General features: G+C 64.8%; 22 protein-coding genes. 13 read left to right on the forward strand and 9 right to left on the reverse strand.

Annotation, left to right across the window (positions count from 1 at the left end; genetic code table 11):
- Positions 1–74: 74 nt before the first annotated feature.
- The 6 genes from TNMX_RS01150 (at position 75) to TNMX_RS01175 (ending at position 8,437) form a co-directional block, all read left to right on the forward strand.
- Positions 75–1,271, forward strand: a complete 1,197-nt coding sequence (locus TNMX_RS01150; protein WP_038028629.1) for a maltose ABC transporter substrate-binding protein — start codon at positions 75–77, stop codon at positions 1,269–1,271.
- A gap of 131 nt (positions 1,272–1,402) precedes the next feature.
- Positions 1,403–2,731, forward strand: coding sequence for an ABC transporter permease subunit (locus TNMX_RS01155; RefSeq protein ID WP_038028633.1), 1,329 nt, complete (start codon positions 1,403–1,405; stop codon positions 2,729–2,731).
- Positions 2,732–4,051: a sugar ABC transporter permease gene (locus TNMX_RS01160; protein WP_038028636.1), complete on the forward strand. Its 1,320-nt coding sequence runs from the start codon at positions 2,732–2,734 to the stop codon at positions 4,049–4,051.
- 4 nt (positions 4,052–4,055) lie between these two features.
- Positions 4,056–5,768 carry a glycoside hydrolase family 13 protein gene (locus tag TNMX_RS01165; protein ID WP_038028639.1) on the forward strand — a complete coding sequence of 571 codons (1,713 nt, stop codon included), beginning with the start codon at positions 4,056–4,058 and terminating at the stop codon, positions 5,766–5,768.
- Between the two features lie 10 nt (positions 5,769–5,778).
- Entirely contained in the window at positions 5,779–6,171 is a 393-nt protein-coding gene (locus tag TNMX_RS13185; protein WP_253269345.1) for a hypothetical protein, read from the forward strand.
- Between the two features lie 25 nt (positions 6,172–6,196).
- Positions 6,197–8,437 carry an endonuclease MutS2 gene (locus TNMX_RS01175; protein WP_038028642.1) on the forward strand — a complete coding sequence of 747 codons (2,241 nt, stop codon included), beginning with the start codon at positions 6,197–6,199 and terminating at the stop codon, positions 8,435–8,437.
- On the opposite strand, the gene TNMX_RS01180 is transcribed toward TNMX_RS01175, so the two are convergent.
- Positions 8,434–8,835, reverse strand: a complete 402-nt coding sequence (locus tag TNMX_RS01180) for a thioesterase family protein (protein ID WP_038028725.1) — start codon at positions 8,833–8,835, stop codon at positions 8,434–8,436. The genes TNMX_RS01175 and TNMX_RS01180 overlap by 4 nt on opposite strands.
- Before the next feature lie 49 nt (positions 8,836–8,884).
- On the opposite strand from TNMX_RS01180, the gene TNMX_RS01185 reads away from it, so the two are divergent.
- Both TNMX_RS01185 and TNMX_RS01190 read left to right on the forward strand, forming a co-directional pair.
- The gene (locus TNMX_RS01185; RefSeq protein ID WP_038028645.1) at positions 8,885–10,573 is read left to right on the forward strand and encodes a M3 family oligoendopeptidase; all 1,689 of its coding nucleotides are present in this window, start codon (positions 8,885–8,887) and stop codon (positions 10,571–10,573) included.
- 56 nt (positions 10,574–10,629) lie between these two features.
- Positions 10,630–11,079 carry an arsenate reductase ArsC gene (locus TNMX_RS01190; protein ID WP_038028648.1) on the forward strand — a complete coding sequence of 150 codons (450 nt, stop codon included), beginning with the start codon at positions 10,630–10,632 and terminating at the stop codon, positions 11,077–11,079.
- A gap of 2 nt (positions 11,080–11,081) precedes the next feature.
- Here the strand turns inward: TNMX_RS01190 and ubiE are convergent, their stop codons facing one another.
- On the reverse strand, positions 11,082–11,801 hold the full coding sequence (gene ubiE / locus TNMX_RS01195; RefSeq protein ID WP_038028649.1) for a bifunctional demethylmenaquinone methyltransferase/2-methoxy-6-polyprenyl-1,4-benzoquinol methylase UbiE: 720 nt from the start codon (positions 11,799–11,801) through the stop codon (positions 11,082–11,084).
- Between the two features lie 60 nt (positions 11,802–11,861).
- On the opposite strand from ubiE, the gene TNMX_RS01200 reads away from it, so the two are divergent.
- Complete coding sequence (locus TNMX_RS01200; RefSeq protein ID WP_156919383.1) at positions 11,862–13,694, forward strand: ABC transporter permease; 1,833 nt, start codon at positions 11,862–11,864, stop codon at positions 13,692–13,694.
- The gene (locus tag TNMX_RS01205) at positions 13,691–14,614 is read left to right on the forward strand and encodes an ABC transporter permease (protein WP_038028652.1); all 924 of its coding nucleotides are present in this window, start codon (positions 13,691–13,693) and stop codon (positions 14,612–14,614) included. Before TNMX_RS01200 ends, TNMX_RS01205 begins: the two co-directional genes overlap by 4 nt.
- Here the strand turns inward: TNMX_RS01205 and TNMX_RS01210 are convergent.
- From TNMX_RS01210 to TNMX_RS01225, 4 genes are read right to left on the reverse strand one after another with little or no spacing between them, the layout of a single operon-like run.
- Positions 14,602–14,877: a hypothetical protein gene (locus TNMX_RS01210; RefSeq protein ID WP_015718212.1), complete on the reverse strand. Its 276-nt coding sequence runs from the start codon at positions 14,875–14,877 to the stop codon at positions 14,602–14,604. The two genes, TNMX_RS01205 and TNMX_RS01210, sit on opposite strands and share 13 nt — an antisense overlap.
- 1 nt (position 14,878) lies before the next feature.
- The gene (locus TNMX_RS01215) at positions 14,879–15,667 is read right to left on the reverse strand and encodes a regulatory iron-sulfur-containing complex subunit RicT (protein ID WP_038028653.1); all 789 of its coding nucleotides are present in this window, start codon (positions 15,665–15,667) and stop codon (positions 14,879–14,881) included.
- Positions 15,664–16,473 (reverse strand): DNA polymerase III subunit delta', encoded by an 810-nt coding sequence (locus TNMX_RS01220; protein ID WP_038028654.1) that lies wholly within the window; start codon positions 16,471–16,473, stop codon positions 15,664–15,666. Before TNMX_RS01220 ends, TNMX_RS01215 begins: the two co-directional genes overlap by 4 nt.
- Positions 16,440–17,162, reverse strand: coding sequence for a metallophosphoesterase (locus TNMX_RS01225; RefSeq protein ID WP_015718215.1), 723 nt, complete (start codon positions 17,160–17,162; stop codon positions 16,440–16,442). The genes TNMX_RS01220 and TNMX_RS01225 overlap by 34 nt, the downstream gene beginning before the upstream one ends.
- 23 nt (positions 17,163–17,185) lie before the next feature.
- Between TNMX_RS01225 and TNMX_RS01230 the strand changes: the two genes are divergently transcribed.
- Both TNMX_RS01230 and TNMX_RS01235 read left to right on the forward strand, forming a co-directional pair.
- Positions 17,186–17,809: a hypothetical protein gene (locus tag TNMX_RS01230; protein WP_015718216.1), complete on the forward strand. Its 624-nt coding sequence runs from the start codon at positions 17,186–17,188 to the stop codon at positions 17,807–17,809.
- Between the two features lie 13 nt (positions 17,810–17,822).
- Positions 17,823–18,023 (forward strand): hypothetical protein, encoded by a 201-nt coding sequence (locus tag TNMX_RS01235; protein ID WP_015718217.1) that lies wholly within the window; start codon positions 17,823–17,825, stop codon positions 18,021–18,023.
- A gap of 55 nt (positions 18,024–18,078) precedes the next feature.
- On the opposite strand, the gene TNMX_RS01240 is transcribed toward TNMX_RS01235, so the two are convergent.
- Together TNMX_RS01240 and TNMX_RS01245 are read right to left on the reverse strand one after the other, a co-directional pair.
- On the reverse strand, positions 18,079–18,498 hold the full coding sequence (locus TNMX_RS01240) for a hypothetical protein (protein WP_015718218.1): 420 nt from the start codon (positions 18,496–18,498) through the stop codon (positions 18,079–18,081).
- 60 nt (positions 18,499–18,558) lie between these two features.
- Positions 18,559–19,521 carry a hypothetical protein gene (locus TNMX_RS01245; RefSeq protein WP_038028727.1) on the reverse strand — a complete coding sequence of 321 codons (963 nt, stop codon included), beginning with the start codon at positions 19,519–19,521 and terminating at the stop codon, positions 18,559–18,561.
- Here TNMX_RS01245 and TNMX_RS01250 point away from each other — a divergent pair.
- Positions 19,487–20,710 carry an MFS transporter gene (locus tag TNMX_RS01250; protein ID WP_038028665.1) on the forward strand — a complete coding sequence of 408 codons (1,224 nt, stop codon included), beginning with the start codon at positions 19,487–19,489 and terminating at the stop codon, positions 20,708–20,710. The genes TNMX_RS01245 and TNMX_RS01250 overlap by 35 nt on opposite strands.
- 188 nt (positions 20,711–20,898) lie before the next feature.
- On the opposite strand, the gene TNMX_RS01255 is transcribed toward TNMX_RS01250, so the two are convergent.
- Positions 20,899–23,067: a hypothetical protein gene (locus TNMX_RS01255; RefSeq protein WP_156919385.1), complete on the reverse strand. Its 2,169-nt coding sequence runs from the start codon at positions 23,065–23,067 to the stop codon at positions 20,899–20,901.
- Positions 23,068–23,463: the final 396 nt, after the last annotated feature.

The raw sequence follows: 23,463 nt of genomic DNA on the forward strand, positions 1-23,463 counted from the left end.
GGAGTATACTTAAGCCTGCAGGGCGCAGGAAAAAAAGCAAAGCGGAAACGCTACCATGCGCCCGGAGGTGGGATATGAGACGAGCACTGGCGGTACTGGCCCTCGGCCTCTCCCTGGTTCTTGCCCAGGGGAAGATCACGGTGTGGACCCACTTTGGCGGCCCCGAGCTGGAATGGCTCAAGGCCCAAGCCCAGGCCTACGAGAAGACCTCCGGCACCAAGGTGGAGGTGGTGGAGGTTCCCTTCGGGGACATCAAGCAGAAGTTCATCCTGGGGGCACCCCAGGGGCAGGCGGCGGACCTGGTGGTCTCCATCCCCCACGACTGGCTGGGGGAGATGGCCCAGGCCGGGGTGCTGGAACCCATGGGCAAATACGTGACGCAAAGCTACCTCTCTGATCTGCAAAGCGTGGCGGTGGAGGCCTTCACCTTTGGGGGCAAGCTCATGGGCCTTCCCGCCTTCGCCGAGAGTCTGGCCCTCATCTACAACAAGAAGTACGTAAAAGAACCCCCCAAGACCTGGGAGGAGTTCCTGGCCCTGGCCAAGAAGTTCACCACCGGTTCCACCTTCGGCTTCCTGTATAACATCGGCGATCCCTACTTCAACTTCGGCTTCTTCCGGGCCTTTGGGGCGGAGAACGTCTTCGCCAAGGACGCCAAGGGCAACCTGGACCCCTCCAAGCTCTTGATAGGCGGGGAAGTAGGGGAAAAGGCTTTAGGGTTCATCAAGGACCTGCGCTTCAAGTACAACCTGGTGCCCGAAGGGGTGGACTACGGCGTGGCGGATGGAGCTTTCAAGGACGGGGCCTTGGCCATGATCCTCAACGGCCCTTGGGCCTTAGGCGACTACAAGAAGGCCAAGATTGACTTCGGCATCGCCCCCTTCCCCACCCCGCCCGGGGCCAAGAACCCCTGGGGGCCTTTCCTGGGAGTGCAGGGGGTGGCGGTGAACGCCTACTCCAAGAACAAGACCGCCGCGGTCAACTTCGCCAAGACCCTGGTCACCGGCAAGAACCTGGTTTCCTTCAACCAGGCAGGTGGCCGCATCCCCGTGTCCAAGAGCGCCGCCAAGACCCTGGAGAAGGATCCGGTGGTGGCGGGCTTTTCCAAGGTCTTCGCCCTGGGCACCCCCATGCCCAACATCCCTGAGATGGGCAAGGTATGGGGTCCGTGGGCCAACGCCATCAACCTGGCCATCCAGCGGCCTGACTCCAACGTGAGGAAGATCGTGGAGGACATGGTGGCCGAGATCAAGAAGGGCATCGGGAGGTAATACCGCCCCACCCTGGCTGCCGCCAGGGCAGGGACCCCGGCAAACCTCCCCAAGTCTCCGTTGATAGGACTCAATGGCATGTCGGCCCCCCATGGGACCTCCTTCCCCCGTGGGGGGCGTATCTTTAAGCCATGAAACACCCTCCTGGCCTTAAGGGTTTTCTCCTGGCCCTGTCCTTGCTTTTGGGCCTCCTGATCCTGTCCACAGGGGTGGGCATCCTGGGATATCTGGCCCTCGAGGCCTACCTGGCCCCTCCAGGCTGGACCATCCTGGTCCTGGCCCTTCTGGTGCTGGTGCCGGGGGCCATCCTGGTGGGACGCCTTTTCCCCTGGCTTACCGACTGGTACTACTTTCTCCCCGCCCTCTCCTTTCTTTTGGTCTTCACCCTCTACCCCATCGCCCTCACGGTTTACCTGGCCTTCACCGACTACTCGGGGGCCCGAAGCGGCTTTCCCGACCGCTCCACGGAAACCCAGGTGGTGGCCCAGGAGGGGCCACGGCTTCTTCTGGAGGAACCGGTGGAGGAAGCCCTTCGTTGCCGTCCCTGCGCAGGGGAAACCGTGGAGGTGTATGCCGAGGGGCACCGCCTGCGGGCCAGGATCCTCGAGGCTGAGGGAAACACCCTGGTCCTAGACCGCATCCCGCCCTTTCAGGCCGCCTTTGTGGCGAAGGTGAACGCCTTTCGCTTCGTGGGCCTTAGAAACTTCAGCTTCATCCTCTCCCAGGCCAGCAAGGCCCTTTTCCCCGTCTTCGCCTGGAACGTGGCCTTCGCCTTAAGCACCGTGCTCCTCAATGCCCTCTTGGGCCTCATACTGGGCCTTGTCCTCAACAACAAAGCCTTAAAGCTAAGGAACTTCTACCGCACGGTGCTCATCATCTCCTGGGCTCTTCCGGGGGTGATCACCGTTCAGGTCTTCGTGGCCCTCCTCAACTACAACTTCGGGGCCATCAACCGCCTCCTGGGGGTCCTGGGCATCTACCCCATCCCCTGGCTCAACGACCCCGACTGGGCCAAGGTGGCCATCCTCCTAGTGAACCTGTGGCTTGGCTTTCCGTACATGATGACCGCCACCTTGGGGGCTCTTTCCACCATCCCCGACGAGCTCTACGAGGCCGCCAAGGTGGATGGGGCCACTCCCTGGCAGGCTCTATGGGGCATCACCCTGCCCCTTCTGGAAAAACCCATGGTGCCCATCCTCCTCTCCTCCTTCGCCTTCAACTTCAACAACTTCTATATCATCTACCTCCTTACCGGCGGAGGCCCCGCCCAGGAAGGCCGCCTCGCCACGGCTCAGGCCACGGACATCCTCATCTCCTGGGCCTACAAAACCGCCTTCAGCGCCGAGGGGCAGTCCGCCTACGGCCTGGGGGCGGCCATCAGCCTCCTCATCTTTGCCATCACCGTGGCCATCAGCCTGGTGAACTTCCGCATCACCGGGGCCCTGAGGGAGGTGAGGTAGGTGCGGCGGCTTCTGGCCTTCCTCCTCGTGGGCCTTGCCCTTTACGGGATTTATTGGTTTGCCCTAAATCGGCTCTTTGACGCGGGCTCCTACCGCAAACAGGTGGCCTTCGGCAGCGTCTTCGTGCCCTACGGCTGGGCCTATGCCCTGGGCATCCTCTTGAGCCTGGTCCTCCTGCTTCTCCTTTACAGCGTGATTCACACCGCCTTGGCCAACCGCATCCAAGGGCGCAAGCGAAGCCCCTGGCCCCTTTTCTGGCAGGGGGTGACCCACCTCTTCCTCTGGATCCTGATCCTCCTCGTCTACTACCCCGTGGTGCAGGTGGTGGCCGCCAGCTTTGACCCCACCAACAACCTCTTCAGCTTCCGCAGGCCGGACACGGGTTTTCTCCTGCTGGACGCCAAGGTCATCCCCTACGTGCCCGAGCCCTCCTTGGAAAACTACGCCAAGTTGGTGGAGGGGGTGGTGCTTTACCCTTACCAGGTGGGCCTTCTCCTCCTCGGGGGGCTCGCCCTTCTGGGTGTGGCCCTCATCGGCCTCCTGAGGCGGCTTTTAACCCAAGAGGACTGGATGGACTTCTGGCAGGGAAGGCTCCTTCTCCTCCTGACCCTGGCGGTCTTCGCCTTGGCCCTCACCCTTTCCCCCAGGCAGTTCACCGGGCAGGGCACCGAGGCCAAGTTCCTGCTCTGGGTGCGCAACACCTTCCTCATCTCCGGGCTCACGGGACTCCTCGCCGTGTTGCTCACCGCCACCGCGGGCTACGCCTTCGCCCGCTTCCGCCACCTGCCCGGCCGCTACCCCGTGCTCCTCTTCTTCATCTTCGTGCAGATGTTTCCCGGATTTCTGGCCCTGGTGGCCATCTACTACCTCCTTTCCCGGCTGGACCTCTTGAACACCTTCACCGGGCTCGTGCTGGCCTACTCCGGGGGGATCATCAGCTTCGGCACCTGGGTGTACAAGGGGTACCTGGAAAGCATCAGCCCGAGCCTCGAGGAGGCGGCCATGGTGGACGGGGCCACCAAGTGGCAGGTCTTCACCAGGATCCTCCTCCCTCTTTCCGCCCCCATGTTCGTCTTCATCTTCCTTCTCCAGTTCGTGGGCACCTACTCGGAGTTCGTCCTGGCCAACCTGGTCCTCACGGGGGTGGAAAGCTGGAACGTGGGTGTGGGGCTTCGGAGCTTCACCACCGGCCAGTTCCAGACCAAGTGGGGGATCTTCGCCGCCGCCAGCGTCCTCGGTTCCCTGCCCATCCTCTTCCTCTTCTACGGCTTCCAGCAGTACTTCGTTTCCGGGTACACCGCAGGAGCGGTGAAGGAGTAGCCTTATGGCCCACTACCACGACCTCGAGCACATCCATCCCCCTCTGCCCGAGCTGGGGGAGGAGGTGACCCTCCACCTGGAAACCGAGGCCAAGGAAGGGCTCCTCCTTTACGAAAAGGACGGGGAGATCTACAAAAAACCCATGGAACCGGCCAAGGGGGGCCTAAGGGTGCGGGTTTCCGTGCACGCAAGCCCCTTTCGCTACTGCTTCCTCCTGCCCGAAGGCTTCTTGGGTAGCCACGGCCTGGAAAAAACCCTTCCCCGCTACGACCGTTTCTTCCACCTCCTGGCGGGATCCCTTCCCCCCTGGTGGGCCCTGGGCACCGTCTATTACCAGATCTTCCCCGACCGCTTCCGCCAGGGGCGAAAGGAGCTTGCCCCCAAGGATGGGGAATGGCTTCTCATGGGCAGGCCCATCCGCAAGAAGGCCTGGGACGAACCCCCTGGGCCAGAAGGGGCTTGGGAGTTCTACGGGGGGGATCTCTGGGGGATCCTGGAAGCCCTCCCCTACCTGGAGGCCTTGGGGGTGGAAACCCTCTACCTAACCCCCATCTTCCAAAGCCCAAGCAGCCACCGCTACGACACGGAAGACTACCTGCGGGTGGACCCCCACCTGGGAGGAGAAGAGGCCCTGGAAGCCCTCTTCCAGGCTTTGGAAAAGAGGGGCATGCGCCTGGTGCTGGATGGCGTCTTCAACCATGTGGGGGCCACCCACCCTTGGTTTCAAAGGGCCCTAAAGGACCTGGAAAGCCCGGAACGGAGCATGTTCACCTTTTACCCCGATGGCTCCTACGCCGCCTTCTGGGGGGTAAAGTCCATGCCCAAGCTGGACTATGCCTCCCCCCTCACCCAGGAGCGCTTCGTCCACGGTAAAAAGGCTCCCATCCGCTACTGGATGCGCCTGGCCCACGGCTTCCGGCTGGATGTGGCCCACTCCATCGGGGAAGGGGGGACCAACCGCAAGAACGCCCGCTGGCTTCGCGCCTTGGCCCGGGCCGCTAAGGAGGAAAGGCCCGAGGCCGTGGTCTTCGGGGAACTTTCCTACGACGCCACCCCCACCCTAAGGGCCCATACCCTGGACGGGGCCATGCACTATGCGGGCTTCGCCCACCCCGTGATGGAGTGGCTTTCCGGAAGGGATGTGCACGGAAGGCCCGTCCACCTGGATGCCCGGGAAGCTTGGCAGGTGCTTTGGGACCACCACCAGGCCCTGCCCGTGCAGCTTCGGCACAGCATGTACACCCTCCTCTCCTCCCACGACATCCCCCGCGCCCTTTGGCGGCTTAAGGGGGATGTGGAACGGTTCAAGCTGGCCTATGCCCTCCTCTTCGCCTTCCCGGGAAGCCCCGCCATCTATTACGGGGACGAGGTGGGCCTTTCCCAACCCAACCCCTACGCAAAGTGGCAAGGGGATCCCTACTGCCGGGCTCCCTTCCCCTGGAACGAAAGCGCATGGAACCTCGAGGTCTTGACCCTTATCCGCAGGCTGGTAAAGCTTAAGCGCACCCACCCTGCCCTGCGCCTGGGAGGGCTTCTTCCCTTAGAGACTGGCAAAGGAGTGTTGGCCTTCAGAAGGCGGTACCAGGGCCAGGAGGTCTGGGCCTTCTTCGCCCCGGAAGGGGCAAGGCTCACCCTTCCCCCTGGAATAGACCTCATCGCCGAGAAGGAAGTGGCAGGGGAGGTGGAAACCTCCTTCCTGTTATTCCAACCCGTATAATGCAAGCCAGATGCGGCTCAAAAGTTTCAATAGAAAGGTGAGGCGGGTTGGGAGCACCGACGCCAAGCCAGGGGAAGGCATCCAGGATGCAGCCCCCCTTCAAGCCCAGGCTGGGGGAAGGGTTTCCTCAGAAGAGCTATTGGCCCAGATGGAAGCGCTAAAGGGGGAAAACCCCAAGGACCCTGGCTTCCATAGGCGGGTCATCGCACTGGTTCAAGAAGCCTATGCCCGTTGGAATAGCCTCCCCCAGGAACAAAAACAGGCCATCCTTGCCTCTCTTACCACCTTGCTCTCCCTCCTGCCTTGGGGGCGGCTTGGACGGGTAGGGTTGCTCTTGAGGAAGGCTTTAGGCCCTGGGGGACAGCTTGCCCTTGCCGTCCTGCTCCGCCTCCTGAAGCGTTAGAGCCCAAGAGCTATACTGGGCTTTTGTGCGGGATGTCCTCGAGGTCCTGGAGTTCCCCAAGGTCCGCGCCCTCCTTGCGGAAAGGGCCAAGACCCCCTTGGGGCGCAGGCTGGCCTTGGCCCTTGCCCCCCTCTCCCAGGAGGAGGCGGAAAGGCGCCACCAGCTAACCCAGGAGGCCTTAGCCTATCCCTACACCCTTCCCGAGGCGGGGGCCCTCGAGGAAGCCTACCAAAAAGCCCAAGGCGGGGCCAGGCTTTCGGGCCTCGAGCTCCTAAGAGCAGCTCAGGCCCTGGAGGAGGCCATAGCCCTCAAGGAGGAGCTTCTTCCCCTACAAAACCTCCTGAGCCAGGTGGCGGCGGGCATCGGGGACCACGGGGCCTTCCTCGCCAAGGTCAGGAAAGCCCTGGACGAGGAAGGAGCCGTGCGGGATGAGGCAAGCTCCAAGCTTTTCGCCATCCGCCGGGAACTCAAGCCCCTGCGCCAACAGATCCTGGACAAACTCTACGCCCTCATGGACCGCCACCCCGAGGCGATCCAGGACCGGTTCGTCACCCTGCGCCGCGAGCGCTACTGCATCCCCGTGCGCGCGGGGATGGCCCAAAGGATCCCCGGCCTTCTCCTGGATGAGTCCGAATCCGGGGCCACCCTTTTCCTAGAGCCCCTTTCCGTGGTGAGGCTGAACAACCGCCTCCAGGCCCTGCGCCTTCAGGAGGAGGAGGAGGTAAACCGCATCCTACGGGAGCTTTCCGAAGCCCTGGCGGCCGATGAGGAACTGCCCGGCACCCTTAAGGCCCTGAGCCTTCTGGACCTCGTCCAGGCCCAGGCGGCCCTGGCCCGGGATTTCGGGCTTAGCCGGCCCCGCTTCGGGGAAGCCTACGAGCTTTTCCAAGCCTTCCACCCCCTCATCCCCAATCCCGTCCCCAACTCCCTGGCCCTGGACAGGGAAAGGCGCCTCATCCTCATCTCCGGCCCCAACATGGGGGGAAAGACGGCCCTCCTAAAAACCCTGGGCCTTGCGGTGCTCATGGCCCAGTCGGGGCTTTTCGTGGCGGCCAAGAAGGCCACCTTGGCCTGGCCCGACAGGGTCTTCGCCGACATCGGCGATGAGCAATCCCTTCAGGAAAACCTCTCCACCTTCGCCGGGCACTTAAGAAGGCTCAAGGAGATGCTGGAAAGCGCCACGGCCCAAAGCCTGGTCCTCATCGACGAGCTGGGTAGCGGCACCGACCCCGAGGAGGGAGCTGCCCTTTCCCAGGCCATCCTGGAAGCCCTCCTGGAAAAAGGGGTCAAGGGCCTGGTCACCACCCACCTCTCCCCCCTGAAGGCCTTCGCCCAGGGGCGAACGGGCATCCAAAACGCCTCCATGCGCTTTGACCTGGAGGGCCTGCGCCCCACCTACGAGCTGGTCCTGGGGGTGCCTGGGCGGAGCTACGCCCTGGCCATCGCCAGGAGGCTTTCCCTGCCCGAGGCAGTGCTGAAGCGGGCGGAAAGCCTTCTGCCCCAAGGGGGAAGGCTGGAAGCCCTCCTGGAGAAGCTGGAGGCGGAAAGGTTACGCCTGGAGGAGGAAAGAAGCCAACTCCTCTCCCAGATGGCCCAGGTGGAAGCCTTAAGGAAGCGGCTGGAGGAGCGGGAAGCCCGTTTTGAGGAGGAGCGGCAGGAAAGGCTCAAGGCCCTGGAGGAGGAGATCCGCCAGAAACTCCTCAAGGTGGAGGCGGAGCTCAAATCCCTCAAGGAAAAGGCCAAAACCCAAGGGAAAAAGGACGCCCTGCGGGAGCTTTTGGCCCTGAGGGAAAGGTATGCCAGGGCCACGCCCAAGGGGGCCTTGGAGGTGCCTAGGGGCCTCGAGGCGGGACAGATGGTGGAGATCCCCTCCCTGAGGCGTCAGGGAAGGCTTTTGGAGCTAAGGGGAGAGGAAGCCCTGGTCCAGGTGGGCCCGGTGAAGATGACGGTGAAGGCCAAGGAGCTCACCCCCCTTAAGGCCCAGGAAACCCCAAAGGCCATCGGCCTAAAACCGCGAAGGGAGGTGAAGGAGGTGGACCTCAGGGGGCTTACCGTGGAGGAAGCCCTCCTGGAGGTGGACTCCGCCCTGGAGGAGGCCCGCGCCTTGGGCCTCCCCACCCTGCGCCTCCTTCACGGCAAGGGTACCGGAGCCCTAAGGCAGGCCATCCGCGAGGCCCTAAGGCGGGACAAACGGGTGGAAACCTTCGCCGACGCCCCTCCCCACGAGGGCGGGCATGGGGTCACGGTGGTAGTGCTGAAGGGCTAGAAGGAGCGGCCTTCCAGGGCCTCTATGCGCCCTCGGATGACCGGGGGCAAAGGAGCAGGCCTGCCTCCTTCCAGCCAAACCTGAACCGTCTTGCCCCGGGCGGCCTCCTCCCCCCTGGCCAGGAGGAGGTACTCCATGTCAAAGCTACTCCGCCCGATGCGCACCACCCGCACCCCCACCTCCACGGGATCCTCGAGGAGGATGGGCTTCAGGAAATCCACCTCCGCCCGGGCCAGGATGAAATGCCCCTTCTCCACCCAGTCCCTTTCCAATCTCTGGAAGTAGGCGGCGCGGGCCACCTCAAAGTAGGTGAGGTAGACCGCGTTGTTCACATGCCCCAGGGCATCCAGGTCGCGGAAGCGCACCTGTATGGGTACGGATACGGGAAAACCCTCCACGAAGCCAGAGTATACCAGGGCTGACCCGCGGGTCAGGTATAGTGGGGCCATGGAAACCACGTGGGATCTAACCCCCCTTTTCCCGGGCCTGGAAAGCCCCGAGTTCCAGGCAGCCTGGGAAGGCGTGAGGAAGCGGATTGGCCAGCTCAAGGAGCAGGTGGACCAACAAGCCCCTCTAAAGGAGGTCCTGGCCTCCCTGGACGCCCTTTTGGAGGAATCCACTCCCCTTTGGGCCTACCTCTACGCCCGCTTCACCGCCGACACCACCGACGAGGCCGCCTTGGCCAAGCTCTCCGAGCTGGAGGTGCTCTTCCTGGACTTCGCCCGCCTAAGGCCCCGCCTCACCCGCTACCTGGCCCTACAGGACCCGGAGGAGGCAGGTCCTTACCGCATCCTGGTGGAGGAGGCCCGGGAGGAAGCCCTGCACATGATGCCCGAAGGGGAGGAGGTCCTGGCGGCGGAGCTATCCCTCTCCGGGCGCCAGGCCTGGTCCAAGCTCCACGAGAACCTCACCAGCCAGATCACCGCGGTGGTGGACGGGGAGGAGTTGCCCATCACCCAGGTGCGGAACCTCTACTTCCGCCCCGAGGAGGAGGTGCGCAAGAAGGCCTACCAGGCGGAGCTCAAAGCCTGGGAAGGCCACGAGGTGCCCCTGGCCTACGCCCTAAACGGGGTCAAGGGGGAAGCCTCGGTCCTGAACCGCAGGCGGGGCTACCGGGATGACCTCGAGCCCAGCCTGCACCGAAACCGCATCACCCGGAAGGCCCTCATGGCCCTCCTGGAAGCGGTGCGGGAAAGCCTTCCCCTCTTCCACCGCTACTACCTTCTGAAGGCCAAGGCTCTGGGCAAGGAAAGGCTGGACTGGTGGGACCTCTTTGCCCCCATCGGAAAGGGCCGGCGCTGGAGCCTGGAGGAGGCCCGGGACTTCATCCGGGAAAAGCTCGCCACCCTGGTCCCGAACGCCGCTAAAGTGGCGGAAACCGCATTCCAAGAGCGCTGGATGGACCTCCTGCCCCGCAAGGGCAAGATCGGCGGGGCTTACTGCATGGGAAGGGGCGGGGGCAAAAGCCTCATCCTGGCCAACTACGAGGAAAGCTTTGAGTCGGTTTCCACCCTGGCCCACGAGCTGGGCCACGCCTACCACAACTTCGCCCTGGCCCGGGTGCCCGCCAGCCTGCGGGAGGTGCCCATGACCCTGGCGGAGACCGCCAGCATCATGAACGAAACCCTGGTGGTGGAGGCGGCCCTTAAGGAAGTCTCCCCGGAAGAGGGGCTTCTGATCCTGGACGCCTACCTGCAAGGAGCCGCCCAGGTGGTGGTGGACATCTACAGCCGCTTCCTCTTTGAGTCCTGGGTCTTTGAGGGAAGGAAGGCCCGGGAGCTTTCCCCCAGGGAGTTCAAGGAGCTCATGCTGAAGGCCCAGAAGGAGGCCTACGGGGAGGTCCTCGCCACCCACCATCCCTACATGTGGGCGGTGAAGGGGCATTACTACGGCTCCGACTACTACAACTACCCCTACACCTTCGGCCTCCTCTTCGGCTTGGCCGTGTACCAGGAGGCCAAGGAGGACCCGGGCTTCGCCGGGCGCTACGAGGAGCTTCTGGCCACCTCGGGCATGTACCGGGCCAAGGAGCTGGCGGCCCGCTACGGCTTTGACCTGGAAAACCCCGCCTTCTGGCGAAAGGGGTTTGCGGTTCTGGCCGAGAAGGTGGAGGAGCTGGAGAGGAGGCTTGCCTAGCCCAGCTGGGCGCCTTCCTGACCTTCCCCTGACCTGGGGAAGGTTAGGTTTATAGGATGCGCCTTTTGGTTCTTTGCACCCACAACTCCGCCCGCAGCCAGATGGCGGAGGGCTGGCTCCGGCACTGGGCCAGGGAAATGGGAGTGGACCTCGAGGTCCACTCCGCCGGCACCGAGAAGACCTTCGTTAAGGAGGAGGCCAAGCGGGTGATGGCCGAAGTGGGGATTGACCTCACGGGGCACTTCTCCAAAACCCTTTTTGAGCTCCCCGATCCCTGGAACTTCCACCTGGTTCTCACCGTGTGCGATGCCGCCAAGGAAGCCTGCCCCGCCTACCCCGCAAAGACGGAAAAGCGCCACGTTTCCTTCCCCGACCCCTCGGGAAAGCCCCTGGAGGAGTGGCGCAGGGTGCGGGACGCCCTCGGGCGCATGGCCCGCTACCTGGTGGAAAACCTGAAAGTTGGCCGTATCCCCACAGACGAGGGGTTGGAGGAAGCCGCAAGGTAGCCCTATCGGGCTGACCCGGCCTCGAGGTCCCCAATGTGGATGGCCGCCACCCCGAAGGTAAGGAGTTCGTAGCGCACCTTGAAGCCCGCTTCCTCCATCATGCCCTTTAAGGCTTCCGGCGGGGGAAAGGCCTCCACGCTTTCCGGCAGGTAACGGTAGGCCCCGAAGCTACCCGAGACCACCCCCCCCAGGAAGGGAAGGAGCCTCTGGAAGTAAACCCGATAAACCAGGCCAAAGACCCCCCTGGGAGGCGGGGGAAACTCCAGGATGACCAGCCGTCCCCCCGGGGCCAGGACCCGGCGGAGCTCGAAAAGAGCCTTACGGTAGTCGGCGAAGTTGCGGAAACCGAAGGCGATGGTGATGGCCTCAAAGCTCCCTTGGGGAAAAGGCAGGGACAGGGCATCGGCTTCCAGAAACTCCACCGCAAGGCCCTGCGCCCGGGCTTTCCTGCGGGCGATCTCCAGCATGGGCAGGGCGAAGTCGGCCCCCACCACCTGGGCCGTGGGCGCCTTCCTCTTCAACATAAGGGCCAGGTCTCCCGTGCCCGTGGCCAGGTCCAAGATGCGCCCGGGATTTTTTTCCAAAGCCAGGGCCACCGCCCGCCTGCGCCAGCGAAGATCGGCGCCAAAGGAAAGAAGCCGGTTCAAAAGGTCGTAGCGGGGAGCGATCTCCGCAAACATGCGCCGCACCCGCTCGGCCTTTTCCCGGGGAGAAATCTCCACGAAAGAAGTCTAGCACCGCCTGGGGCCGTAGACCTACGGGGCTAGGGTACAATCGTGGGCGTGTGGAAGGACCGTAAGCGCCTGGGAATCCTGGTGGCCTTGGGGGGAGGGGTTCTCCTCCTCCTCTGGTACCTGGCGCCCTGGGCGGTACCCCATCGCCTTTTTGGCGGCGAAGGCGTGCTTCTAAGCCCCTTCGGCCACCACCTGCCCCAAGGAACCCTGCCCCCGGGTTACCGGGATGGCTGGCTCTCTTGGGTCTTCTATCCCTCCTTGGCCTGGCTGGCCCTCGCCCTGGTCCTGGCCTGGACTCCTAAGCCCGCCCGGAAGCTTTACCTCATGGGGATCCTGGGCCTAGGCCTCTTCCTCCTCACCTACCTTCTCTTTCAAGCCAGCGTGGCCCAGGTGAACGCCGGCGCAGAAAGACCCATCCTCAGGCGGTACACCCTGGGGCTTGGCAGCTACGCCACCTTGGCCTATAGCCTCTACCTCCTCCTCCTGGCCCGGCTTTTCTCCCCTGGGGGGATGGCCTTTCTGGTGCGCCGCCGGGGGGTGGTGGTGCCCCTTTTCTCCCTCCTCCTGGCCTCCTTGTTGGGCGGCGTCATCGTGGCGGTGATGAAGAGGGCACCGGGGGAAGCCCAGACCCTAAGGGAAGCCTGGATGCTGAAGCTGGACCTCATCACCTACACCTATCAGCTCCTCTATAGCCCCTTGGTCAACCCCTCGGGCTTCCTGCAAAGCCTCCTCCTGGCTACTCCCCTGATCTTCACCGGCTTGGCCGTGGCCTTAGGCTTCCGCGGAGGGCTTTTCAACATCGGGGCCCCAGGGCAGCTCATCCTGGGGGCCATCGCCGCCATGCTGGTGGGGGTGTACCTGCCGGGACCCAGGTGGCTGGTTCTGCCCCTCGCCATCCTGGCCGCCGCTTTAGCCGGAGGGCTTTGGGGTGCCCTGCCCGGCTGGCTTAAGGCCCGCTTCGGGGCCCACGAGGTGATCAACACCATCATGCTGAACTACATCGCCGCAAGTCTGTTCCTTTTCCTCATCTCCGCCAACGAGTACAAGTTCTTCGGCCGCACCCTGTACCTGCCCTTCAAATACCCAGGGTACGAGGCCCGTAGCCACGAGATCCGTCCCGAGGCCCGCATCCCCCATTGGACCGAGCTTTTGGCCCCGGGGGGAGAGCTATCCTGGGCCTTGCCCTTCGCCCTCCTTCTGGGCCTATTGGGCTACTTCCTCACCCGGAAGAGCCTGGGCCACCGGGTGCTCATGGGCCTCCTCGGAGGAGTGGCGGGCTACGCGGTGGGCGGCCTTCTACCGGGACCTGCGGTGAACTTCGGCCCCGACCTCACCTCGGTGCGGCTCAACGGGGCCTTCCTTTTGGCCCTTTTGGCCCTTCTCTTCTTCCACTTCTACGTCTTCCGCACCGTGGGAGGGTACGAGCTTAGGGCCATGGGCCTGGCCCCCAAGGCGGCGGAGTACGGAGGGGTGCTGGCCGGGCGGAAGATGGTCCTCATCATGTTCCTGGCGGGGGCCTTGGCGGGCTTGGCCGCCACCCACTACGTGCTGGGCGGGGGGATTGACGAGTACCGCCTGAAGCAATCCCTTCCCTATTCCGTGGGCTTTGACGGCATCGCCGTGGCCCTGATGGGCCAGAACACCCCCTTGGGGGTGGGCCTCGCCGCCTGGCTTTTCGGCATCCTCCTCACCGGGGGGTTGCAGGTGAACCTGCAACTGGGCATCAGCCGGGAACTGGTGGCGGTGCTTCAGGCCTTGATCGTGCTCTTCATCGCCGCAGGGGGCTTTTTGCCCCGCTACTTCACCGACCCCCTGCGAGCAGCCGAGGTGGAGCTTAGGGAAGAAAGCCGAAAGCGAGAGGAAAGGGAGGAGACCCCATGAACCTGGACGCTGCCTTTTGGATCGCCCTCTTCTTTTCCACCCTGCGCCAGACCACGCCCCTTTTGCTCACCGCCTTGGGGGGGATGTTCTCCGAAAGGAGCGGGGTGGTGAACATCGCCCTCGAGGGCATCATCCTCTTCGGAGCCCTCACCGCCGCGGTGGTGGTGGAAAGGGTGGAACACACCTTAGGCCCCGGCCCCCATCCCTGGCTTCCCTGGCTTGGGGTCCTAAGCGCCATGCTGGTGGGAGGGCTGGTGGCCCTGGTGCATGCGGTGGTCTCCATCAAATACCGGGCCGACCAGATCATCAGCGCCACCGCCATCAACCTCCTGGCCCTGGGAGCCCCCAGCCTGGTGCTCACCTACTTCTACGGCAACGCCACCAGCTCCAAGGAGGTGGCCAACCGCCTGCCCCTTTGGGGCCCCGAGGGTTTTGCCCTATCCCCCTTGGTCTACCTGGCCTTCCTCCTGGTCCCCCTGACCTGGTGGGTCCTCTTCAAGACCCCCTTCGGCCTGCGCCTCAGGGCCGTGGGCGAGCATCCCGAAGCCGCCGACACCCTAGGGATCAACGTGTACCGCATGCGCTACATCGGGGTGGTGCTCTCCGGAGTTTTGGCGGGTCTCGCCGGGGCCTACCTGGCCATCGGCTTCCTCAACCAGTTCGTGCGGGGCATGTCCGCGGGGATGGGGTTCATCTCCCTGGCGGCTTTGATCTTCGGCAAGTGGCACCCCTTGGGCATCCTCTTCGCCACCTTGCTCTTCGGCTTCGCCAGCGCCTTAGCCATCCAGCTTCAGGGCACGGAGATCCTGCCCGCGGTCTTGGTGCAGGCCTTCCCCTATGTGGTCACCGTTCTGGTGCTGGCGGGCTTCATGGGCAAGAGCCGACCCCCGGCGGCGGTGGGAAGGCCCTACGAGAAGTGAAGGACCTTGACCCACCGCCCCAGGCGGTAGCGGAGGGTGAGGGCGCTGCCGTCTTGGAAGCGGAGCTCCACTCGCCCCTTTCCCAAGGCGAAGCCCACCACCTCCTCCGCCCCTAGACCCTGGGCAAAGTGGGCGAAGCCATCCGAGCGCAGGTAGAGGAAACCCTCCCCCCCAGGGGTGAGAAGGAAGATCTGGGCCTCGGTGCCCTGGCGGTTCAGCACCAGGCGGCGCACCTTTCGGGCGAAAACCTGGGCCCCGCTCATCCTAAGCCAGTTCCTCCTTGGACACCTCCACCGCCTTCCCCTCCTCCAGGAGGAGTTCCACCGTCCCCTTCAAGGGGTTCACCTTCTGCACCTTGCCGCACACCCCCTCCTTGGTGCAGACCCGGGCGTTTTTGCGGGGAAGCTCCGCCAAAAGCTCCTGGTACACGGGATGCTCGTAAGCCAGGCAGCAAAGGAGCCGGCCGCAAGGACCCGAGATCTTCTCGGGGTTCAGGGGAAGCCCCTGGTCGCGGGCCAGCTTAATGGATACCTGGGCAAAGCCCTGAAGCCAGGTGGAGCAGCAACTTTCCATCCCGCAGGCCCCCAGGGTCCCCAAGTAGGCGGCTTCCTCCCTGGGTCCTTCGGCCAAAAACTCCACCCGGGCCCCGAAGCGCTCGGCAAGTTCCCGGGTAAAACGCCTGAGGTTCACCCGCTCCTCCGCGGCGTAGTGCACGGTGAGGTGGCGGCCATCCAGGGTGAAGTCGCACCCCAGGACCTTGGCCCTCACTCCCTCTTCCTGAAGGCGGGCCCGCAGGTAAAAGGCCGCCTCCTCCGCCCTGGCCCGGAGCCTCGAGGCCAGGTCCAGATCCTCCTTGGTGGCCAGGCGCACCACCTCCCCGGCCTCCTTCTCCTTGCGGGGCGGGGTGCGCACTTTGCCCACCTCCAGGCCCCGGCTGGTGCGCACCACCACATACGCCTCCAGGGGTGGGGGATCCCCTTGGAAACGGAAGTAGCGCAGGACAGGGGTGCGGGCTTTGCGCAGATCGGCGTGCAGGCGAACGCCCACGGTCATGTTTCCAAGTCTAAGGCCAATCGGGCCAGGACCAGGTCCGGGCTCACATACCGCTCCAGAGCCTCCCAGGCGGCCTCGAGGGCCAGAAGCGCCTGCGGACGGTGGCGGAAGGCGACATAAAGGGCGAAAATCCCTTCCTCGTCCGCGAAGAGCTCCTTCAGGAGGGCAAACCGCCGCCAGGAGGAGGCGCCACCCACCTCCCTGGCCTTCTCCATGCGGGCGCGAAAGGCAGTGGGGTCGGCCAGAGCCCTTAAGAGCCGGCCTGGAGCCCCGCCGGCGTAAGCCAGAAGCTCCGGGTCCTGGGTCAAGGGGTAAAGCCGCTCCTCAGGCACCGGGGCAAAGGCCACCTCCAGGGCCCGGCTGGCCAAAGTGGGAAGCAGGGTGGCGCGGCTTGGGGCGATGAGGACGATGCGCCCGTAGGAGGGAGGTTCCTCCAGAAGCTTCAAAAGGGCGTTGGCCGCCGCCTCGGTGAGGAGGTGGGCGGCATCCAGGATGGCCACCTTGACCCGCTCCCGGGGGTGGGTGGCGAACCAGTCGAAAAGGGGTTCCACTTCCTCGAGGCGGATCTCCACCCGCCCCTTCAAACCCCGCTCCGGGGGACCTATCTCCAGAAGGTCGGGATGCTCCCCCAAGGCGGGGGGAGGAAACCCCCGGTTCAGCCCCCAGGCGTACCAGCGGGCCACCAGGCGCCTCCCCACCCCTTCCGGCCCCGAAAAGAGCAGGGTGGAGGCGCCAAGCCGGGGCAGGAGCTCCAGGACGGCCTCATGGCCGATTATTCCCCAAGGGTCAGGCGGGTGTAGAGCCACGCGGGAAACCCCTCCTCCGCCAGGCGCTGGGCCACCTGGTCCAGGTTGTACCCCACCCGGAAAAAGGTGATCCCGTCCCCCTCCCACAGGGCAAAGGCCGCCCCCGGCACGTGGTCGCGGGGCTGGCCCACCGAACCTGGGTTGACCAGGGCCCGCACCGTAGAGGGAAGGATCAGCTCACCCCCTTCCGCCAGGCGCTGGTAGCGCACCCAGGGGCGGGGTCCGGAAAGCTCCAGAAAGGCCCCGGCCAGATGGGTGTGCCCGTGGAAGGTGAGGCGGTGGTCCGTACAGGCGAAGGCCTGGCGGGCCAGTTCCAGCGCATCCAGGTACTCCATGGGATCGCAGGGGCTGCCGTGGACCAGAAGCGCCCCCTCCACCTCCTTTTGCCAGGGCCAGGAGGAGAGGAAATCCAGGTGCCTGGAGGACAACCGCTCCCGTTGCCAGGCCAGGATCTCCAGGACCACCCCTTCTTGGGGCAACCGGTCCAGGGCCAGAAGCCAGGCATCGTGGTTGCCCAAGACGCACTGGGCCTCCACCTCCATGAGCCAGTCCAGCACCCGGTCCCCATCCGGATAGTAGCCCACCGCATCCCCCAGGAAGAGCACCCCATCAAAAGAAGGGGCCGCCTCGAGGACCGCCTGCAAGGCCGGCCAGTTGCCGTGGATGTCGGAGAGGACCAGGTAGCGCACGGGGTTTAGGATACCATGAGAACATGGCTTCCTCCTTGCTGGAACAGCTTTCCGCAGACCTCGAGGTCCTCTCGGAACACCTCCGGGCAGGACTGGACGAATTCGGCACCCTTTACTGCTACCTGGAAGGCGGCCGAGGAGGAAGGACCTACCTCCTCCACGCCCCCTACGAGGAGGCCTTGGCCGTGCTCCAGGCCCTAAACGGCCTCTCTTTTCGGGGACGGATCCTTCTGGCCCTGGATCCCTCGCCCCTCTCTCCCACCCTAGAGGGCCTTCCCCTTTCCGGCCCCACCCGGGCACCCCTGGCCCACCTCCTGGAAAAAACCCGCCCAGACCGCCTCCTCTTAGCCTTTCCCGGGGAGGGGCTTGGCCAAAGCTTCCCGGGAGCCAAGGAAACCCCAAGGGGCTGGCAACCCCTGGAAGCCGAGGAGGAACCTCTGGTCCTGCGGGTGGAGGCGCCCACGGGCCTCACCTACCAGGAGGTGCGGGCCTACGGGCCCTGGGAAAGCCCTCCTCTACCCCTTGGGCTACCCATAAGCCCAGGGCCCTATTGGGGAAGCGTGGGCTTGGCCTTGGGGATTCCCACCTACGGGGTGGGTTTGGTAAACTTACGGGCAAGCCTGGAGGCGCTTCTCAGCCTCTGGTAACAGGAGGGAGAATATGGTGTACATCGCGCTGTTTGCCTTGGGAGCGGCCCTGGTTACCCTGCTCTTCTACCTGATCCTGAACCCCCGCGTGCTCACCACCGAGGGGGAAACCTTTGACCTGCGCTTTATCCTCTTTATGTTGATGCTCATCGTCCTGGCCGCCAGCACCGTGGCCCTGATGCTGATCCTGGGTAGGATGTACCACGTGATTTAAAGCGCCAGGGGCCAAAGGGCGCCTTCTTCATTTTGATCTTGGCGGGTTTCCCACCTCAGGAAACCCGGCTCGTTTCCCTTTCGGAAAGCTCCTTGCGAAGATACTCCAGGTCCTTTTCCAGGGCCTTGCGGGTGGCCTCGAGGACCGGGGTAAACTCGGGGGGAAACTCCCGGGTCAGGTGGCCCATGCACACCAGAAGCCCTTCCACCATGGCCTTCTCCTGCTCCCGCCGGCGCTTGCCCCCCCGCAGGGCGCTGTAGGCCAGATGCTCCAGCCGCCGCACCACGCACACCCTGGGCTCCCCCCCCACCCCAGCACAGGGAAGCCCCTCCGCACCCCCACAGGCCGCATAGGCCTTGGAGTACAGGGGAGCCAGCTCGGGATGCCCTAAAAGGGCAGGCCCCAGGGGCCCCGCGTGGGCCGCGGCCAGGCGGAGGTATGCGGCGTGGCGGGCACGGCGAATCTCCACCTCCATGTTTTCATTGTAGGCAACCCTCCTCGGGACAAATGCCCCGATTCGCCTCCCGCCCCAACCTCAAGAAAGGAGCCGGAAAGGTGCCCTCAACCCAGCCAGGGCAATGGCCCTAGCCTCCTCCGGAGCCCAGGAGAGGGCCAGGACCCCCCGGTAGGCCCTCAGAGCCCTTTCCCGCTCCCCCGCCAGGTCCAATAGCTGGCCAAAGCGGGCCAGCACGTAGCCCGGCAGGTAGCCGGGGTGCTGGAAGTCCATGCGGAACACCTCCTCCATGAGGCTTAAGGCCTCCTGCCACTCCCCGGCCGCCAGGTAGATCTGGGCCGCCAGGTACAGGGCCTCGGGATCCCCTATTTGGAAGAGCTCCTCCAAGAGCCCCGCCCAGTCGTCCTCCTCCCTAAGCTGCCAGGCCCGGTCCAAAAGGGCCCTCTGGCGTTCCTTCTCCGTGGGCTCATGGGCCTTGGGCAAGGCCTCGGGAAAGCTCTTGGCCAGAAGGAGGTAGTCCAGAAGCTCCGCCACCACTACCCCTTCCCGGCCCCTCAAAGCCTCCGCCACCCTTTCCATGCGGCGGGCCCGGAATCCCGTGGCCGGACCTTCCCCGAAGGTCTGGGCGTACCCCTCGTAGATTTGGCCCAGATGGTCCAGGAAGGCCTGGGAGCCCAGGACCTCCGGGGTAAGGGGGGTCTTGAGGAGCTGCAAAAGCTCCTGGTCAAAGGCGTGCATCCTCTCCAGATGGGGCTTACCCAAGGGATGCTGGGCTAGGGCTTGGCGGAAGGCCTCGGCTTCCTCCTTAAGGTGCGCCTCCTCGTCCAGGGCCACCACAGGGATGCCCCTCGCCTCCGCCCAGGGAAGCAGGTGAAAGAGAAGGGGGTCCTCCTCCCGCCAAAGCCCTTCCCGCAGGCTTTCCTCCGAGTGGGAGGCCAGGTAGAGGACGAGGGCACCGGCCTTTTCCAAAAGGGCCAGCACCGTGGCGGCGTTGTAGCGTGGATGCAGGATGTGGAAGGGCCCAAGGGAAGGAAGAAGCAGCATCCTCACCATCTTAGACCTTCGGGAGCGCAACTACCGCCTGGCGGTGCTCAACGGCTGGCTGGTGTGGCTGGGGGATACCTTCTTGAACCCCAACATCGTCCTCACCAGCTTCGCCGCCAAGCTGGGGGCCCCGGGAGCCTTAATCGGCCTCCTCCCCGCCTTGCTGCAGGCTGGAGGTATGATCCCCCAGGCCTTCCTGGCCCCCTGGGTGGCGAGGCTTCCCCGGAAGATCGTGCTCTACCGGAAGGTGGCGGCCCTAAGGCTTTCCGGGGTGATCCTCATGGCCCTGGCCACCTTCTTCCTGGGTCCCTGGCCCCACCTCCTCCTTGCGGGCTTCCTCGCGGGCCTTCTCCTGAATGCCCTCTTCACCGGGGTCAGTAGCCTCCCCTTCTGGGAGGTGGTGGCCAAGACCACGCCCGTGGAGCGCCGGGCCCACCTCTTCTCCGCCCGGAACCTCATCGGAGGGCTTCTGGCCTTCCTGGCGGGCTTCGGGGTCCGGGGAATCCTTGCCCTTCCCCTTCCCTTTCCCCTTCCCTACGCCCTCCTCTTCGCCCTGGGAGCCTTGGCCTTTGGCATGGGCTGGTACCTTTTCGGCCTCACCCGGGAGCCGGAAGAACCCCCCAAGGAGGAAAGGATCTCCCTGCGCCTGCCCCTCCAGCACCAAGGCTTCCGCCGCTACCTCCGGGTGCGGGTTCTCCTGGGCCTTGCGGGGATGGCCGAGCCCTTTTATGCGGTGTATGCGGTGCGCACCCTGGGACAGGGACAGGAGCTGGGCCTTTACCTCTCCCTTTACGCCCTTTCCTTCACCCTTTCCAACCTGCTTTGGGCCAGGCTGGCGGAGCGGGGCTCCAAGGGGGTGCTCCAGGCCGGGGCTTTCCTGGCCCTCCTCACTCCCCTTCTGGCCCTTCTCCTACCCCGGCACCTCTTCGGTTTGGTCTTCCTCCTCCAGGGGGCCTACCTGGCCGCCTTGGGCCTTTCCACCACCACCTACCTCCTGAACCTGGCCCCGCCCGGGGAGCGGAGCGCTTTCATCGGCCTGGCCAACACCGTGGCAGGGGTTTTCGCCTTCTCCCCGGTTCTCGGGGGATACCTGGTGGACCGCCTGTGCTTTCCCGCCCTCTTCCTCCTGGCCGCGGGGCTTTACGCCCTGGCCCTCCTCCTGGGGAGAAGGCTTCCCGAGGAGGGGTGAGGCCGCCCGGGGCTTGGGCTAAGCGCCCGCACCTGGGTTTCGTAACACAGGATGCCCTGGCCAAGGTTGCGGGGAAGCCTTCCGGGGGCCCCCACCAGGGCGGGGTACTTAACCTCCCGGGGAGGCCCATGGTAGGGAAAAAAACGCCCGGCCCCTCCAGGGGGGCCGGGGGCTGCCACTAGGGTTGCCTAGAAAACCGACGTAAACGCGCCGCTGTCGTAGTTGTAGGTGTACCCCAGGGCCAGGCCGTTGTCGTACTCCACCACGAAGAGGACGCTCGGGGTGGAGAGGTTCGCCGGCGCGGTGACGACCACGGCGTACTGCCCGCCGCCGATGGGGCTCGCGTCGGCCACGTAGTCGTAGTAGTCGAAGCCGCCAGCGCTATTGCTCCAGAGGTAGACGTGGATGGCCTTCACCTGGGCCGTGCCACCGGTGTGCGTAACGGTCAGGGTGGTGGAGCCGCCGCTCATCTGGGTAATGTCCGGCGTCTCAGTGACGGAGGACAAGGAGCCCGCGGTGTTCGCGTTCGCCGGGGTGACGCTGAGGGCAAGGGTGCTGGTGGCGGGGACGTTCCGGGCCATATCCTGGACCCAGGCGAAGAGGCTGAAGTCGCCGACCAAAGAAGAGGGCTTCAAGGCGGTGAGCGTGCCGCTGTAGTCCTGAGAGGTCACGCCGGGGGCGCCGAAGGCCTTGGGCGTGGAGGAGAAGGCCTCAAAGCGAATAGAAGAGCCGTAGCTCCAGTAGACCCTGCCCCAGCGCAGGTCGGCGTTGTCCGTGGCCCTGGCGGTGGCGGTGAAGCTCGTGCCGCCGGTGAGCGCCGTAACCGTGGGCTGGATGAAGACCACGTTGGGGACGGTGTTGTCGTAGAGGACCTGGAGCGTCACCGGGTCGGAGACGTTCCCGGCGTTGTCCGTGGCCTGGACGGTGAGGGTGTAGTAGCCCTGGGGCGCGCTCCCGAGGGTGGCGGAGATGTCGTTCAGGCCAGGGATTTGGTTGGTGGTGACAGTTGTGATCGTCTCGCCGTTCACCTTCCAGATGTACCCGTTGGTGTTGATCCCGGAGGCCACGGGCGGCGTCCCGCTCGTCGGGTCGTTCACGTTCAGCCAGCCGGCGATCGTCGCGCCCACCGAGTTGCCGTTGAGGTCGGCGCCCGCGACAGACCCGGTGTTCAGGGAAGCGGAGTTGAAGTAGGCCTGGTTGGTGTACCCGGTGGCGAGGGCCACGGTGGGCTTCGTGTCGTCAATGCCGAAGGCGTTGCTCAGATAGGCAGGGGAGAAGGTGTAGGTGTTGCCCAGGGCGTCCTTCACCGCCTTGACGTGGACCCGGAAGAACCCGCCCTCGGAAAGCCCGCTGAGGGCCCCTGCGTTGGCGCACCCGGAACCGCTGATGGCGATCTCCCTGTCCGTGAGGACGGTGGTGTTTGTGGTGGTCTTCACGTCCACCACCAGAGTATCGCCGCCCACGCCGGCATCCGCCGTGTACCCGTTAAGCCCCGCCTTCAGGTTGCCGGAGGTGGCGAACCCACCAGAGGGCAGGGAGGTAGTGCCTTTGCAGACGAGGGCAGTGGCCCCCGCGGCGTTAATAATGTAGAAGTCCACCTTCAGGTCGGCCAAGCTAAAGGGCGGGTTGTTGGAGAAGAGCCCGGTGGAATCCACCAGCACGTCCGAGCCGTCCAGGACCGCCCAAACCCGGTTGTTGAAGGAAGTGGAGTCGGTGTAGGTAACGGTAACTACACCACTCCCAGAAAGGAAGGTGGCCCCGTTCAGCGTAGCAACTTTGTTAGCAGCGTTGTAGGGGATGGTGAAGACGTAGGGCGCGCTGGTGAGGGTCTTCACGGGTTGGGTGCCGGAGACGTCGGGGTTAAGGTCAATCCCGGACCCGGTGAAGTTCAAGGTCACGCTCTGGACCGCCTTGCCCGAGTAGAGGACCGGGACCACCTCCACGGTCACGGGCCCGCCGCCGTAGTAGCGGTCGCCCCCCTTGTTAACGGCGTTCCCCGAGAGCTTCACCACGGCGAAGTCGGGGTTGTTGAACACCACCTGACTCGCCTCGGTAGTGGCCACCACATTGCCGCCCTTCACCAGCCGGGCCTTCACGCTGTGGGCGCCGTTGAGGTACTTGGGCGCCAGGTTGGCCAGGGCGGCGGTGTTCAGGTTCCACTCAAAGGTGTAGGTGGCCTGCTGGGGCCGCACCCCCTGGGTGGCCGCGCCGAAGCTCACCTCGTACTCCACGTTGTCGTCCAGGAGGAACTGGACCTTGTCCGGCACCACCGAGCCCAGGGCCACCTTGGCCCGCACGATGACGAGCGAGGACACGTTGTTGGGGTCCACCGGAGAGAAGGTGTTGGAGTCATACAAACCCTCCAGCGCGATGGTGGTGGGCTCCGTGCTGGGCGGCGTCTGCGCCTGCTGCCCGCACCCCGCGAAGAGCAGGGCCAGGCCGCCCAACAGGGCGAAACCTAGAGTCTTGAGCCGCGTTCCCTTCATAGCCTCTTACCTCCCTTTCTCTGCGTTCGCCCGGAAAGGTTTCCGCCGTTGCCCTTCCCGGCTCCGGCGCCGCGCGGGCCGGGCCCGCTCCTTTTGAATCCCTTCTCGCGCGGCATCCGAGGCTAATCTTACGCACACCCCTCCCTCATGTCAAGCCCAGCCGCCCTTGCCTTAAGGCTTCCTTTAGCTTCCCAGGACCGCGCTTCCCCCACGCCTTTCACCCCCTTTCTCCAAGTTGCCCGGGCCCCGTCAGGCCAGGGCCAGGGT

This window comes from Thermus sp. NMX2.A1, assembly GCF_000511705.1.
GTDB classification, from domain to species: domain Bacteria; phylum Deinococcota; class Deinococci; order Deinococcales; family Thermaceae; genus Thermus; species Thermus scotoductus.